The sequence below is a fragment of the Arthrobacter sp. 01T419 genome (genome assembly GCF_056398865.1).
The window spans coordinates 207,234-221,761 of sequence record NZ_JBFTQF010000004.1 but is presented as its reverse complement, the minus strand read 5'-3'; the positions used below and the strand labels follow the sequence as shown (position 1 = coordinate 221,761).

Below are 14,528 nucleotides of genomic sequence, written 5' to 3'. Positions count from 1 at the left end.
GCAACCGTGAGCCGCGGGCGGGCCGGCAAGGGTTTTAGGGAACGGGATTTGCGACACGCCCGGACTTTGTAGGAAGATTCCGGTCAATACCACCCCAACTCCGGGCGGCCTGTGCCGTCCTGCAGAGGTAAACATGACCCAACGCTCCTCCGCGCGCTCTGGCGGCGCGACCCGCGCCGCCGTGCGACGCCCGTTCTCCGTGGCCCTCGCGGGCATTGCCATGGCCATGGTGATGTGCGCTTTCCCTTTGCTTTCGGCCCACGCCGAGACCGTTTGCCTGCCCACGCAGGAAACGTGCGGACAACAGCCCGTAGCCCCACCGAGCGCAACTCCTGCGCCCGCCAAGTCGACGCCAGCGCCTAGCAAGCCGGCCCCACCGGCACCCGTCGTCCCGGTTCAACCCGCCCCCGCGGCTCCCGCCCCGGCGCCGGTCCCCACGGTCGAGGTCACCGTGGCACCGGAACCCAGCGTGACGCCGTCGGACGCTCCTGCAGCCTCAAGCTCCGCAACCGCCTCGGCAAGCCCGACGGCGAGCAGCGCCTCGCCGTCGGCGTCGTCCAATTGGGATACTCCTATCCAGGACGGGCTCAAGGCCACCCAGGCGGCTGCGGTGAGCGGCGCCAAAGGGCCGGGGTCGGACATGTTCGGCGTGATTGCCATCATGGGCGGTGTGCTTTTGGTGGCGGCGGGCGGCATAGCCTTCGCTTTGTGGAGCCGGAACCGGTTCTCGCACTGACAGTTCCTTGTCTTGGAACGGCCCTAAATTGTCGGTGATTTACGGCAAGATAGGTACGTGAGCACAGCAGAGAGCGAAACCGCAGTTCCGGCCGAATCCGTGCGGGAAGAGTACGAAAACCTGGCAGACCTGGTCCGCAAGTACCGTTATGCGTACTACCAGGAAGATGCGCCAACGGTCTCGGATGCCGAGTTCGACTCCCTGTACCGCCGCCTTGAGGAACTCGAGGCCCTGCATCCCGAGCTCGTCTCCAACGATTCCCCCACGCAGGAAGTGGGCGGCGAAGTGTCGGCCGCGTTCGCGGCCGTCGAGCATCTTCAGCGGATGTACAGCTTGGAGGATGTGTTCTCGCTGGACGAGCTCGAAGCGTGGGTCCGCAAGGCCGAGGCTTCGGTCGAGAAGCTGGGCACGGCGGCTACCCGCATTGCATGGCTGACTGAGCTGAAGATCGACGGCTTGGCAGTGAACCTGCTCTACCGCGATGGCAAACTGGTTCGGGCCGCCACGCGCGGGGACGGCACCACGGGCGAGGACATCACCCACAACGTGCTCACCATCAAGGAGATCCCGCGCCAGCTCAGCGGAAGTGGCTTTCCGTCCGAGGTGGAAATCCGGGGCGAAGTCTTTATTCCGTCCAAAGCTTTTGCTGAATTCAACGAGGCCCTGATCGAGGCCGGCAAGGCGCCGCTGGCCAACCCCCGCAATGCCGCGGCCGGCTCCTTGCGGCAGAAGGACCCGGCGGAAACGGCCAAACGTCCGTTGCGGATGTTCGTTCACGGCATCGGCGCCCGCGAAGGCCTCGATTCCAGCAGCCAGTCCGAAACGTACAAGCTGCTGGAGGAATGGGGCCTGCCGGTCAGCCCGTACCTGAAGGTCTTGGACTCCTTCGAAGAAGTCTTGGACTTCATCAAGCACTTCGGCGAACACCGGCACGACCTCCTCCACGAGATCGACGGCATCGTGGTCAAGATTGACGACTTCGCCACCCAGCGTGCCCTCGGGTACACCTCGCGCGTGCCTCGTTGGGCCGTCGCCTATAAATACCCGCCGGAGGAAGTCCACACCAAGCTGCTGGACATCCAGGTCAACGTTGGCCGCACCGGCCGCGTGACGCCGTATGGGGTGATGGTACCGGTCAAGGTCGCCGGCTCCACCGTCGAAATGGCCACGCTGCACAACCAGGATGTGGTCAAGGCCAAGGGCGTCATGATCGGCGACATCGTGGTGCTGCGCAAGGCGGGCGATGTTATTCCTGAGATCGTCGGGCCGGTCCTTGCGCTGCGCGATCAGCAGGATCCTCCGGTGCGCGAGTTCGTGATGCCGACGGAATGCCCGTCCTGCCACACGCCGCTGGCTCCGGCGAAGGAAGGCGACGTCGATATCCGCTGTCCCAACGCGAAGTCCTGTCCATCCCAGTTGCGTGAGCGTGTCTTCCATGTCGCGAGCCGCGGCGCCTTCGACATCGAGGCTTTGGGCTGGGAAGCTGCCATCGCTCTCACCCAGCCCGCGGAGCCGGAAACACCGCCCCTGCGCAATGAGGCAGCTTTGTTCAGCCTCAAGCCTGAGGACCTCGCCGAGGTCCGGATCCGCCGCGAGAAGCGCTCCAAGGGGGTAGGCACGGGAACGTTCGATCTGGTGCCGTATTTCTATTCCAAGGCCACCGCGAAGACCCCTTCAAGACCTACGGCCACCACGGAGAAACTGTTCAAGGAACTCGAGAAAGCCAAGACACAACCCCTCTGGCGCGTTTTGGTTGCCTTGTCCATCCGGCACGTTGGCCCCACCGCGTCGCGGGCGCTGGCCACGGCCTTTGGGAGCATGGAAGCCATCCGGGCCGCCTCTGAAGAGGAGTTGGCCAACGTTGACGGAGTGGGGCCGACCATTGCGGTAGCACTCAAGGAATGGTTTGCCGTGGACTGGCACCAGGAAATCGTGGATAGCTGGGCGGCAGCCGGTGTCCGCATGGTTGACGACCGTGACGCCGGCATACAGCGAAACCTGGAAGGCCTCACCATTGTGGTGACGGGATCCTTGCCCACCCTGAGCCGCGACGAGGCCAAGGAAGCCATCATCATCAGGGGCGGTAAGGCCGCCGGTTCGGTTTCCAAGAACACCAGCTACGTGGTTGCGGGTGAAAACGCCGGGTCAAAGCTGGACAAAGCTGAACAGCTCGGCATCCGCGTGCTGGACGAGGATGGTTTCAGAGCGTTGCTCGATGGCGTGCTTGAACCGGCCGACGGTGCTGCACAAGATGAAGACGCAGCCGTCGCTGTGGCCGAATTGGAAGCTTCCGAATGACGGCTGATGTCTTGGATCTTCTCGCCGTTGCCCGCGCAGCCGCTGAGGCCGGAGCTGGGGTTCTTGCCCGCCGGCCGGCAAGCGGCAACGCGGCGGGAGATCTCGGCGTCGTGAACAAAGGCGACGCCGGCGACTGGGTGACTGCCTTCGACGTCGCCGCGGAGAACGCAGTGCGGGAAGCCATTACCGCGGCCCGCCCGCACGACACCATCACGGGCGAAGAGCATGGCACCACCCGGCCGGAGCAGCCCAGCGGCTATCGGTGGTCCATCGACCCGCTGGACGGCACCACGAACTTCATCCGGAACATTGTCTACTACGCCACGTCCGTGGCCGTTGCAGATGCCGACGGCGTGTGGCTGGCCGGGGTAGTCAATGCCCCCGCCTTGGGACGCGTCTACTCGGCCGCTCGTGGGCACGGGGCTTGGCTTGAAGAAAAAGGCCAGCGTACCCAGTTGAGCGGGCCGTTGTTGGGCCGGACCGGGCTGATCGTGGCCTCCGGGTTCAGTTACGATCCTGCCACGAGGGCCGAGCAGTTCGCCGGGCTCGGGACCCTCATGGAAGGCTTCGCTGATCTTCGTCGCTTGGGCTCTGCCGCGCTCGATCTCTGCCTCGTGGCCGATGGAACTCACGATGCCTTCGGAGAGCGCGGGCTCAACGAACACGACTACGCTGCGGGTGCCCTGATTGCCGAAGAAGCCGGTTGCTGGGTCCGCCGCCCGCGGTTGATCAGCCCGCTGGACGGCGGCCCCACTGACGCAGACCGCCTGGAAGCCTGGACCTGCGCAGGAACCCTGGAACTCTCAGGCAAGTTCCCGCTCTAACCCTGCGACGCTCGCCCACGTATGTTGGTCTTTGGCGGGACGCTCGCTCACTTGTGTTGGTCTTTGGCGGGACGCTCGCTCACGTATGTTGGCCTTTGGCGGGACGCTCGCTCACTTGTGTTGGTCTTTGGCGGGACGCTCGCTCACTTGTGTTGGCCTTTGGCGGGACGCTCGCTCACTTGTGTTGGCCTTTGACGGGACGCTCGCTCGGGAGGCCCGACCGCCATCAAGCGTCCGCTCGGACGAGGGACTCGTCGGCGGAGAGGCGATTCGCAGGGCGCTCCAAGCCGTAATGTTCCCTCAGCGTGTTGCCGGCGTACTCCCTGCGGAACAGACCCCGCTTGCGCAACACCGGCACCACTTGGTCAACGAAGGCTTCGAGCCCTGAGGGCAACACGGCGGGCATGATATTGAAGCCATCGGCTGCGCCGTTTTCGAACCACAGTTGGATCGCGTCGGCCACTTGCTCCGGGGTGCCCGCGAAAGTCAGATGTCCCCGGCCGCCTCCCAGCCGGCCGATCAGTTGGCGTACCGTGAGCTTCTCCCGTCGGGCAAGCTCCACAATGAGCGTGTAGCGGCTCTTGGCGCCTTCGATCGAGTCCTCGTCCGGAAGATCGGCTGGAAGCTGGCGATCCAGAGGCAGATCCTCGGGCTTCACCCGGAGGGTCTTGGCTAGCTCCGCCCTCGCGTATTCTGGCCGGATGAGCTCATCCAGTTCACGCTCAAGGCGCAGCGCTTCGTCCTGGGTTGAGCCGATCACGGGGACAATCCCTGGCAGGATCTTGATGCTCTCGGCCGTCCGGCCCAGCCCGATGGTGCGGGTCTTCAGATCGGTGTAGAACGCTTGGGCGCCCTCCAAGGTTTGCTGGGCAGTGAACACTGCCTCGGCGTAGCGGGCGGCTAGGCTTTTGCCGTTCTCGGAGGAGCCCGCTTGGACAATCAGGGGATGGCCTTGGGGAGAGCGTGGCACATTGAGTGGTCCGCGGACCCGGAAGTGCTTGCCGACGTGGTCGATGGGCCGGACCTTGGCTGAGTCTGCCCAGATGCCGCCTTCCTTGTCCGCAAGCACGGCGTCGTCCTCCCAACTGTCCCAGAGCTTGGCGGCCACCTCCAGGAACTCGGCTGCGCGTTCATAGCGGGTCGCATGGGCGGGCTGATCGTCGATGCCGAAGTTCCGTGCGGCTTCCGGTCCGGCTGTAGTCACCACGTTCCAACCTGCCCTCCCGCCACTGACGAAGTCCACCGAGGCGAAGCGCCTGGCCAAGTTGAAGGGATCGTTGTAGGTGGTCGACGCGGTGGCGATGAGGCCGATCTTTTCGGTGGCAGCCGCAATTGCGGTGAGCAGCACCGTCGGTTCGAGTTTGCCCGCGGGCCGGCGTCCGACATCGCCGAAGATCACGGGGGAGTCGGCGAAGAAGATAGAGTCAAACGTGCCGCGCTCGGCGATCCGCGCAAGGTTTTGGTAATGCCGGATGTCGGTGCTGGCGCGCGGGTTGCTTTCAGGCAAGCGCCAGGACGCCTCATGATGGCCGGTGCTCATGAGGAATGCGTTCAGGTGGAGTGTGCGTTGCTGGGGGCTCATGTGGGTTCCTTTCGTTGTGGCCTGGCCGCCAATCAACCACGTGACACCTGTCCCGCGCCAGCACTGCGAAACCTTCCCGCAACAGCAGGAAACCGGGCTTCACAGCCGGAAACCGGACTCAATCTGGCGCCACGGGAAGCAACGTTCGGGAGCAGACCGCGATGCTCGCTCACTTATATGGGCTATTCCCTCAACGCTCCTTCACATGTATCAGGGGGCGAGCACTTCTATCTGAGCGAGCGTTGGGGGATTGGGGTGTGTATCTGCAGGAGCGTTGCGGGCGGGCGGACGCGGCGCCGCCACCGAGACTGACGCCCCCGGTGATAGTTCGGTCACGGAAACGGCGCTTTGGTACGCCCGGCACTGCGGACGCGACTACCATGGATCAGTGCATTCGCAGATTTCCGTCCGTCCCGCCCTGCCCGAAGACTACGACGCCGTAGCCCGCATCACGATGGCCTCCTACGTGACCGCCGGCTACTACGGCAGCCCGGACCACCCGTATCTGCAGAAGCTCCGCGATGTGGCAGGCCGTGCTCGGCACGCCGACGTTTTCGTCGCCGAGCGCGACGGCCGAGTCATCGGATCTGTCACCTCGGCCAAGGCAGGCGGCGACTTTTCGGACATCGGATTCCCGGACGAGCTCGAAATGCGCACCCTGGTGGTTGACCCCGAAGTGCAGCGCTCCGGAGCGGGACGGGCACTCGTGCAGGCAGTAGTTGACCAGGCCCGGTCCATGGAGGGCATCAACGCTGTTTCCCTCACCACGGGCGCCACGTGGGAAAGCGCCAACGCGCTCTATGCCAAGACCGGGTTCGAGCGCGAGCCCGAACGCGATTGGTTCGTCCCGGGGACCGACATAAAGCTGTTCGTTTACCGGCAGGATGTCCGTCAGCCATAAAGTTTCCTCGTAAACTCCCGGCCATCGTGCCGGGTGCGGAAAACTGAGAAAGGCGCGGCATGCGCAAGACATTCGGCACGGGTTCGGTCTGGGAACAGACCCTTGGATACTCTCGTGCGGTCCAAGTGGACAACACACTCTTCATTTCGGCCACGGCGGCGTCCGGGCCTGATGGCATTGTGGGCGACGACTTCTACTCGCAGACCAAATACATTCTCGAAAAGCTCGAAGCGGTCCTGGCCGACGCCGGGTTCTCCTACGAGGACGTCGTGCAGTCCAAGCTGTACCTAACGGACATCAGCAAGTGGGAAGACGCCGGCCGCGCGCATGGCGAGGTCTTCGGCGAGATCCGCCCCACCCTCTCCCTGGTCCACGTCCTGCCGTTCCTCGACCCGGAAATGCTCGTCGAGATCGAGCTGGTAGCCCAGAAGAGCGCCTAAAAGCCATCAACGGTAAACACGAACTGGCGGCGGATGCCCTCAAAACCGGCTGGAACGGTCATCTGCTGCCAGTTCGCGCGGGGACGCCGTAGCGGTGTTCCGGGCGGCCCGTGGTGCCGTAACGCAATTGGATCTCGACGGCGCCGTCGTCGGCAAGCGAGGACAGGTACCGTTGCGCCGTGGCGCGTGAGACACCCACCCGTTCCGCCACTTCCGCCGCGGAGTATTGTTCCCCCGGTGCCAAGGAGTCAAGCACGGACGCTTCGGTTGCCGAACGAGGCTTGCCCGATGGCGCCACGTCACCGGCGATGAGTGCCCGTTTGGCCCGCTCGATGGTCTCCTGGTCCACAGCATGCTGTTGACCGAGGATCCGCCGGTAGCGGGCATAGGAACGCAGCTGCTGCGACAGTAATTCGGCGGTGAACGGTTTCAGGAGATAGGCCAAGGCTCCGCGGCGCAGGGCTGTCCTGATGGACACGGCATCGGAGGCCGCGGTCAGCATCATGGCATCCACATCGAGTTGCCCTAGGAGATCCAGGCCCGAGCCGTCCGGCAGATACACATCCAGCAACACGAGGTCCGGCCGGAGACTGTGCACGGTCTGCAGCGCCTGAGCCGTGGATCCCACCGGAGCCAAGGCCAGGAAGCCGGCCACGGAATCCACGTAGGCTGCATGGAGCTTGGCGACGTGGAAGTCGTCATCCACTATCAACACCCTGAAGTCTTCGCTCATTGGTGTCCTTCCTTCGGTTCAGTTGCTGTGGGATGTTCGGTCAGCGGGGCATCGCTCGGCGCGCCGGTGACCCCGGGCATGGTTGCCATGAAGACGGCGCCTGGACCGCCGGGGGAGCCGGGCTCCAGGACGCGCACATCGCCTCCGCGACGCCGCGCGAGCTGCCGCACCAACGCGAGCCCCAGTCCCTGCCCGCCTGACCTGGCGATTCCGCCTTCGGCTGGCTCCGCCGTCGTGAATCCTTCCACGAACACCCTCTCGGGCTCGACCTCGCCGAGACCGTCGCCGGAGTCCGCGACGACGATGTGCAGCGTGCCACCGTCGGGCCCCGGTTGGTCAAGCAGCTCAAGCTCCACCCAGCGTTGCGTCGAAGAGCCGGCGACGGCGGCGCTGACGGCGTTGTCGATCAGGTTGCCAAGGACCGTGGTGACGTCCTGCGGCTCGGTGACATGACCCCGCACCAGGGTTTCGGGACCGATACGCAAGGTCACGCCTCGCTCATCCGCCTCCACGCCTTTCGCGCCGACGAACGCCTGCAGATAGGGATCCTGCAGGAGCTCGGCCTGCTGCACAGGAAACTTCAGCGGGCCGGTGGCGGAGATCCTGGCGAGGTAGTCCTTGGCCTGGCCGTGTTGGCCGATGCTCATGAAGCCGGCAATCGTGTGGAGCTGGTTCGCGAACTCGTGGCGCTGGGCCCGCAGCGCGGCAGACATGGTGCCGACGGCGTCGAGCTGGCGCGTCAGCTGCTGCAGTTCGGTGCGGTCCCTGAGCATGACCACCCAGCCGAGATCCTCCTTGCGGTGCAGCGCCTTGCGGGCATTGGCTACGAGGACCCGCCCGGCGGCGACGATTTCCACAGCTTCGGCGTCGTGCGCCGACGGCTGAGTGAGTGCCTTCAGTTGGGCCGGGACGGCGGCCCTTTCCCAGCTGGTTCCCGTGAGGACATGTCCATCGGTGGCGCCAGCCATGGCGGGCGAACCGGGAGTTCCAGATTCTTCCGGCATGCCCAGCAGGCGCCTTGCCGCAGCGTTGAAGACCGTGATGCGCCCATCGGCGGAAACGCCGATCACGCCGTCGTCCACGCCTTGAAGCACGGCTATCTGGTCATGTACAAGGGTGCTGATTTCTTCGGGTTCGAGGCCCAGCGTCAGGCGTTGCAATCTGCGGCGCAGGAGGAATGACGCTAGGACGCCGGCAACCAGGGAGCCCGCGGCCGTGAGCGCAATGGGGACGATGTCCTCGGCAAGGCTTTGGCCGAGCGACTCCATGGAATAGCCCACACTGACTTCGCCCACCACGGTCGCCGCGGAACCGGGAGCCGCGGCGGAATCCGGCGCGAAGACCGGGACCTTGGCGCCCGCGGATGGTCCCAGGGTCCCGGTGTTCCGGGTGGTGATTTCCTTTCCGGACAGGGCATCCGAGGGGTCCGTGCTGACCCGTTCGCCAAGCCGGGCTTGGTCCGGGTGCGCCAGCCGCAGGCCGGTCTCGTCCGTGACCACCACGAACAAAGCGCCGGTGCGGCCCCTGGCAGCCTCGGCAGCGGCCTGGATGGGTCCGGCCGCGAGCACCGCAGGAGGCGGGGTTCCCGGCTCCTTGCTGATGGCTTGGACCTGGGATCGAATCACGGGGTCCGAGGCCACGGTGCGCGCCAAGGTCAGCGCCTGGTTTTCCGCCTCCGCGCCGATCCGCCCGTAGACGAGCCACGCATGGACGGTGCCGCTAAGCAGCACCACCAAGAGGACGACGCCGAGCTGCAGGAGCAGGGTCTGCGTTGAGAACCGCAGGGCAAGCCTGGGCATCTTGCCTCCTTCCGGCTGGGATTGGCCGGCTGGAGCGGGGCAGCAGCGGCGCTGTATTTCTACGTCTACCTCTCCATTGAAGCATTGAGCACAATGAGCAAAATGCTCTCAATCAGCAGTATGTCCATCAAATCCCACAAACGCCTTGCTGTGAGCGTCGCCACTATATGTTCTGTATCGCGCATCACATCGACGTGATGCCGTTCACTGTAGTAAGGAGCCGGCTGTGCTGGTATTGCTTGGATTCGCAATGATTGCGGTGTTCATGGTCCTGATCATGACAAAGAAGTTGACGCCCGTTCTGGCGCTAATCATCGTTCCCACCATTTTTGGCTTGTTTGCCGGTGCCGGCCTCGGCATCGGAAGCATGGTGATGGATTCGATGAAGTCCATGACGTCCACGGCCGCCCTTTTGATGTTCGCGATCGTGTATTTCGGACTCATGATCGACGTCGGGCTATTCGACCCGCTGGTAAAGTTCATTCTCCGCAAGCTGGGCAACGACCCCGCCAAAGTGGTCCTGGGTACCGCCATTCTGGCTGCCGCTGTTTCGCTCGACGGCGACGGCTCCACCACCTTCATCCTCACCACCGCGGCGATGCTGCCTATCTACCTCCGTTTGAAGATGAGCCCCGTGGTCCTGACCTGTGTGGCCGGCCTGGCCAACGGCACCATGAACATCCTGCCTTGGGGTGGCCCCACGGCCCGCGCGGCCACCGCCCTCAAGATCGACGTCAACGACGTGTTTGTTCCGATGGTCCCGTCCCTCATCGCGGGCCTGGTGGTCGTCTTTGTCTTCTCCTGGCTCTTGGGCCTGCAGGAACGTAACCGCCTCCGCGCCACCGCTCCCGAGATCTGGGGCGATGTCGCCGACGCCGGGGACGTGTTCGACGGCGGCACGCGCCGCGGCGGTACCGGCACCGGGTCATCGCGTGGTACCGGCTTCACCCCCACTGCAGCTAAGCCTGGCACCGGCGGAGGCGCCGGCGTCGGCGTCCTGGAACGCACCGAAACCTTGGTGGACCTTGCCGACACCGGTTTGGCCGACACCGCACTCGATCCCAACCGCAAGACCCTGCGCCCCAAGCTCTTCTGGTTCAACCTCGGCCTGACCGTCGCAGTGATGGTCATGCTGGTGGCCAACCTGGTGCCGCTGCCCTACGTCTTCATGGTGGGCTCCGCTATCGCCCTGTTGGTGAACTTCCCCAAGGTCAAGGAACAAGGCGCGCAGCTGGTGGCCCACGCGCCGTCCATCGTGGCCGTGGTCAGCATGGTCATGGCCGCAGCCGTCCTCACGGGCGTCCTCAACGGCACCGGCATGGTCAAGGAAATGTCCGCGTGGCTGGTCCACATCATCCCCGCCGAGATGGGTCCCTTCATGGGCGTGATTACCGGCCTGCTCAGCATCCCGATGACGTTCTTCATGAGCAACGACGCCTTCTACTTCGGTGTCCTCCCGGTCCTGAGCGAAACCGCCGCGCACTACGGCATCAGCGGCGCAGAAATGGCCCGGGCCTCGATCACCGGCCAGCCCTTCCACCTGCAGAGCCCCCTGGTCCCCGCGATCCTGCTCCTCGTCTCCCTGGCCAAGGTAGAACTCGGCGACCACCACAAAAAGGTCCTGTGGCGCACAGCGGTCATCTCCATCGTCATGCTGGCAGTAGGCATGCTGACAGGAGCCATCGGCATCGGGTAACAAACCAACCACCCGCACCAGGCAACGCGGGGTCACTTACAGCCCATTCCGGATCTCCGGATGGGCCGTAAGTGACCCCGCGTTGTTCGTTGTCCAACCAACGTAGACTAGTCCGGAAAACCATTTGAACTTTGCAGGGGAGATCCATGGCTGCGATCAACCGTGACGACGTCGCGCATCTTGCGCGTCTGGCTCACATTGAAATGAGTGCCGAAGAGCTGGACAGGATGGCCGGCGAGCTTGCCGTCATCGTGGACTCGGTGAAGTCCGTCAGCGAAGCCGCCGGGGACGATGTCCCGGCTACGTCCCACCCGATTCCGTTGAACAACGTGTTCCGCGAGGACGTCGTGGGCCACACGTTCACGGCCGAGCAGGCTTTGTCCGGGGCTCCTGATTCCTTCGAGGGCCGCTTCAAGGTTCCGGCAATCCTGGATGAGGACTAAGCGAATGACTGAATTGAACAACTCCGAACTCATCCGCTTGTCAGCAGCGCAGCTGGCCGCCAAGCTGGCCGCGCGCGAGGTCACGTCCGTCGAGGTTACCCAGGCGTACCTGGACCGCATTGCAGACGTCGACGGGCAAGTCAATGCGTTTTTGCATGTCAACGCTGAAGAGGCGCTCGCCGTCGCCGCCGAGGTGGACGCGATCCGCGCCGCTGGTGGTGCCGAAGCCGAGGCGTTGCACGAGCTCGCGGGCGTACCCATCGCCGTCAAGGACCTCATCGTGACGATCGGCCAGCCAACCACGGCCGGTTCCAAGATCCTCGAGGGCTGGCACAGCCCCTACGACGCGACCGTCATCAAGAAGCTGCGAGCGGCGAAGATGCCCATCCTGGGCAAGACCAACCTGGACGAATTCGCCATGGGTTCTTCCACGGAACACTCGGCGTACGGCCCCACCCGCAACCCGTGGGACCTGGACCGCATTCCCGGTGGCTCGGGCGGTGGCTCCGCGGCCGCCGTCGCCGCTTTCGAAGCTCCCCTGGCGCTCGGCACGGACACCGGTGGATCCATCCGCCAGCCCGGCGCCGTCACCGGCACAGTTGGCATGAAGCCCACCTACGGTGCTGTTTCCCGCTACGGCGCCATCGCCATGGCGTCTTCGCTGGACCAGATCGGCCCAGTATCGCGGACCGTGCTGGACTCGGCCCTCCTGCAGGAAGTCATCGGCGGGCACGATCCCTTCGACTCCACCTCGCTGACGGACCCCTTCGACACCCTTGTTGCCGCAGCCAAGACGGGCAATGTCACCGGCATGAAGATCGGCATCATCAAGGAACTCCACGGCGAGGGCTACCAGGCCGGCGTCGAGAACCGTTTCAACGAGTCCCTTGAGCTTCTCAAGGAGGCGGGCGCGGAAATCGTCGAGGTGTCCTGCCCCAACTTCAAGTACGCGCTGGGCGCCTACTACCTGATCATGCCGTCCGAGGTCTCCAGCAACCTAGCCAAGTTCGACGGCGTCCGCTACGGCTTGCGTGTCCTGCCCAAGGACGGCCCCATGACAATCGAACGAGTCATGGCCGCTACCCGCGCCGCAGGCTTCGGCGACGAGGTCAAGCGCCGCATCATCCTGGGCACGTACGCCCTGAGCGCCGGCTACTACGACGCCTACTACGGCTCGGCCCAGAAGGTCCGCACGCTCATCCAGCGTGACTTCGACGCCGCGTTCGCCCAGGCAGACGTCCTGATTTCGCCCACGGCTCCCACCACTGCCTTCAAGCTGGGGGAGAAGCTGGACGATCCGCTGGCAATGTACCTCAACGACGTCGCCACCATCCCGGCGAACATGGCGGGGATTCCCGGTTTGTCCCTCCCGGGCGGCCTGGCTGACGAAGACGGCCTGCCCGTAGGCATCCAGCTGCTGGCGCCTGCCCGCGAGGACGCCCGCCTATACCGCGTGGGTGCCGTCCTTGAATCCTTGCTCGAAGAGAAGTGGGGCGGCCCCTTGCTGGACCGTGCGCCCGTTCTCGGTTCCAGCTCCACCATCGCCGGAGGTTCCAACTGATGTCTACCGACGCCATCCTCAGCTTCGAAGAGGCCATGGAGAAGTACGATCCCGTCCTTGGCTTCGAGGTCCACGTGGAGCTCAACACCAAGACCAAGATGTTCTCCTCCGCCCCGAACGTCTTCGGGGACGAGCCGAACACCAACGTCAACGAGGTGGACCTTGGCATGCCCGGCGTCCTGCCCGTGGTGAACAAGACGGCAGTGGAATCCTCCATCAAGATCGGCCTTGCCCTGAACTGCAAGATCGCCGAGTCCTGCCGCTTCGCCCGGAAGAACTACTTCTACCCGGACACCCCGAAGAACTTCCAGACGTCCCAATATGACGAGCCCATCGCGTACGACGGCTACCTGGACATCGAGCTATCGGACGGTACGGTGTTCCGCGTCGAGATCGAGCGTGCACACATGGAGGAAGACGCCGGCAAGCTGACCCACATGGGTGGCGCCACGGGCCGCATCCAGGGTGCCGACTACTCGCTGGTGGACTACAACCGGTCCGGTGTTCCGCTCGTGGAAATCGTCACCAAGCCGATCGAAGGCGCCGGTAGCCGCGCCCCTGAACTCGCCAAGGCCTACGTTGCCGCTGTCCGCGAGATCGTCAAAAACCTCGGCGTTTCCGACGCCAAGATGGAACGCGGCAACGTCCGTTGCGATGCCAACGTCTCGCTGCGCCCGCACGGCCGCGAACGCTTCGGCATCCGTTCGGAGACGAAGAACGTGAACTCGCTGCGCGCCGTCGAGCACGCCGTCCGTTACGAAATCCAGCGCCACGCCGCCGTTCTGGACTCCGGTGAGCCGGTCATCCAGGAAACGCGCCACTGGCATGAGGACACGCGCACGACGACGTCGGGCCGGGCAAAGTCCGACGCGGACGACTACCGCTACTTCCCGGAGCCGGACCTCGTTCCGGTCCTCGCGTCCCGTGAGTGGGTTGAAGAACTCCGCGCCACGCTGCCCGAGCCGCCCGCAGCCCGCCGCAAGCGGCTCCAGGCCGACTGGGGCTATTCGGACCTTGAGTTCCGCGACGTCGTGAACGCCGGCGTCATGGACTCCATCGAGGAGACCATCGCCGCCGGTGCCAGCGCCTCTGTGGCACGTAAGTGGTGGATGGGCGAGATCGTCGGACGCGCCAAGACGGCCGACGTCGATCCCTCGGAACTCGGCGTCACGCCGGAAACCATCGTGGAGCTCAACAAGCTCGTCGAGGGCGGCAAGATCAACAACAAGATGGCTTCCCAGGTGCTCGACGGCGTCCTCGCCGGCGAGGGCACCCCGGCCGAGATCGTCGAGAAGCGCGGCCTCGCGGTCGTGTCCGACGACGGCCCGCTGCTGGAAGCGATCGACGCCGCACTGGCGGCCCAGCCCGACGTCGCGGAGAAGATCCGCAGCGGTAAGCTTCAGGCCATCGGTGCGATCGTCGGCGGAGTCATGAAGGCCACCCGGGGGCAGGCCGATGCCGGCCGCGTCAAGGAGCTGATCCTGGAGAAGCTCGGCGTCGAGGGCTGATTCCCCA

The 14,528-nt window shown here is 64.7% G+C and carries 12 protein-coding genes; 9 read left to right on the top strand and 3 right to left on the bottom strand.

Annotation, left to right across the window (positions count from 1 at the left end; genetic code table 11):
* Positions 1-133 precede the first annotated feature (133 nt).
* From AC1DLO_RS08830 to AC1DLO_RS08820, 3 genes are read left to right on the top strand one after another with little or no spacing between them, the layout of a single operon-like run.
* On the top strand, positions 134-736 hold the full coding sequence (locus AC1DLO_RS08830; RefSeq protein WP_476889248.1) for a hypothetical protein: 603 nt from the start codon (positions 134-136) through the stop codon (positions 734-736).
* Between the two features lie 57 nt (positions 737-793).
* Positions 794-3,034 carry an NAD-dependent DNA ligase LigA gene (gene ligA / locus AC1DLO_RS08825; RefSeq protein WP_476889247.1) on the top strand — a complete coding sequence of 747 codons (2,241 nt, stop codon included), beginning with the start codon at positions 794-796 and terminating at the stop codon, positions 3,032-3,034.
* On the top strand, positions 3,031-3,858 hold the full coding sequence (locus AC1DLO_RS08820) for an inositol monophosphatase family protein (RefSeq protein WP_476889246.1): 828 nt from the start codon (positions 3,031-3,033) through the stop codon (positions 3,856-3,858). The genes ligA and AC1DLO_RS08820 overlap by 4 nt, the downstream gene beginning before the upstream one ends.
* 226 nt (positions 3,859-4,084) lie before the next feature.
* Here the strand turns inward: AC1DLO_RS08820 and AC1DLO_RS08815 are convergent, their stop codons facing one another.
* Positions 4,085-5,440 carry an LLM class flavin-dependent oxidoreductase gene (locus AC1DLO_RS08815; RefSeq protein ID WP_476889245.1) on the bottom strand — a complete coding sequence of 452 codons (1,356 nt, stop codon included), beginning with the start codon at positions 5,438-5,440 and terminating at the stop codon, positions 4,085-4,087.
* Positions 5,441-5,828: 388 nt separating this feature from the next.
* On the opposite strand from AC1DLO_RS08815, the gene AC1DLO_RS08810 reads away from it, so the two are divergent.
* Both AC1DLO_RS08810 and AC1DLO_RS08805 read left to right on the top strand, forming a co-directional pair.
* The gene (locus tag AC1DLO_RS08810; protein ID WP_184736140.1) at positions 5,829-6,341 is read left to right on the top strand and encodes a GNAT family N-acetyltransferase; all 513 of its coding nucleotides are present in this window, start codon (positions 5,829-5,831) and stop codon (positions 6,339-6,341) included.
* Between the two features lie 59 nt (positions 6,342-6,400).
* Entirely contained in the window at positions 6,401-6,781 is a 381-nt protein-coding gene (locus AC1DLO_RS08805; RefSeq protein ID WP_184736138.1) for a RidA family protein, read from the top strand.
* Positions 6,782-6,839: 58 nt separating this feature from the next.
* Here AC1DLO_RS08805 and AC1DLO_RS08800 read toward each other — a convergent pair whose 3' ends face one another.
* Together AC1DLO_RS08800 and AC1DLO_RS08795 are read right to left on the bottom strand one after the other, a co-directional pair.
* Complete coding sequence (locus tag AC1DLO_RS08800) at positions 6,840-7,514, bottom strand: response regulator (protein WP_476889244.1); 675 nt, start codon at positions 7,512-7,514, stop codon at positions 6,840-6,842.
* Positions 7,511-9,313: a sensor histidine kinase gene (locus tag AC1DLO_RS08795; protein WP_476889243.1), complete on the bottom strand. Its 1,803-nt coding sequence runs from the start codon at positions 9,311-9,313 to the stop codon at positions 7,511-7,513. Before AC1DLO_RS08795 ends, AC1DLO_RS08800 begins: the two co-directional genes overlap by 4 nt.
* Positions 9,314-9,539: 226 nt before the next feature.
* Here AC1DLO_RS08795 and AC1DLO_RS08790 point away from each other — a divergent pair, with 226 nt between their 5' ends.
* The 4 genes from AC1DLO_RS08790 (at position 9,540) to gatB (ending at position 14,521) form a co-directional block, all read left to right on the top strand.
* Complete coding sequence (locus AC1DLO_RS08790) at positions 9,540-11,009, top strand: CitMHS family transporter (RefSeq protein ID WP_476889242.1); 1,470 nt, start codon at positions 9,540-9,542, stop codon at positions 11,007-11,009.
* Between the two features lie 146 nt (positions 11,010-11,155).
* Positions 11,156-11,452 carry an Asp-tRNA(Asn)/Glu-tRNA(Gln) amidotransferase subunit GatC gene (gatC, locus tag AC1DLO_RS08785; protein ID WP_184736130.1) on the top strand — a complete coding sequence of 99 codons (297 nt, stop codon included), beginning with the start codon at positions 11,156-11,158 and terminating at the stop codon, positions 11,450-11,452.
* A 4-nt stretch (positions 11,453-11,456) separates the two neighbouring features.
* The gene (gatA, locus tag AC1DLO_RS08780) at positions 11,457-13,013 is read left to right on the top strand and encodes an Asp-tRNA(Asn)/Glu-tRNA(Gln) amidotransferase subunit GatA (RefSeq protein WP_476889241.1); all 1,557 of its coding nucleotides are present in this window, start codon (positions 11,457-11,459) and stop codon (positions 13,011-13,013) included.
* Positions 13,013-14,521, top strand: a complete 1,509-nt coding sequence (gene gatB, locus AC1DLO_RS08775; protein ID WP_476889240.1) for an Asp-tRNA(Asn)/Glu-tRNA(Gln) amidotransferase subunit GatB — start codon at positions 13,013-13,015, stop codon at positions 14,519-14,521. Before gatA ends, gatB begins: the two co-directional genes overlap by 1 nt.
* Positions 14,522-14,528: the final 7 nt, after the last annotated feature.

Bases quoted from the DNA above. Each gene is read 5' to 3' on its own strand.
- AC1DLO_RS08830 (WP_476889248.1), top strand. From the start codon at position 134: ATGACCCAACGCTCCTCCGCGCGCTCTGGCGGCGCGACCCGCGCCGCC.
- AC1DLO_RS08820 (WP_476889246.1), top strand. From the start codon at position 3,031: ATGACGGCTGATGTCTTGGATCTTCTCGCCGTTGCCCGCGCAGCCGCT.
- AC1DLO_RS08815 (WP_476889245.1), bottom strand. From the start codon at position 5,440: ATGAGCCCCCAGCAACGCACACTCCACCTGAACGCATTCCTCATGAGC.
- AC1DLO_RS08805 (WP_184736138.1), top strand. From the start codon at position 6,401: ATGCGCAAGACATTCGGCACGGGTTCGGTCTGGGAACAGACCCTTGGA.
- AC1DLO_RS08800 (WP_476889244.1), bottom strand. From the start codon at position 7,514: ATGAGCGAAGACTTCAGGGTGTTGATAGTGGATGACGACTTCCACGTC.
- AC1DLO_RS08795 (WP_476889243.1), bottom strand. From the start codon at position 9,313: ATGCCCAGGCTTGCCCTGCGGTTCTCAACGCAGACCCTGCTCCTGCAG.
- gatC (WP_184736130.1), top strand. From the start codon at position 11,156: ATGGCTGCGATCAACCGTGACGACGTCGCGCATCTTGCGCGTCTGGCT.
- gatA (WP_476889241.1), top strand. From the start codon at position 11,457: ATGACTGAATTGAACAACTCCGAACTCATCCGCTTGTCAGCAGCGCAG.
- gatB (WP_476889240.1), top strand. From the start codon at position 13,013: ATGTCTACCGACGCCATCCTCAGCTTCGAAGAGGCCATGGAGAAGTAC.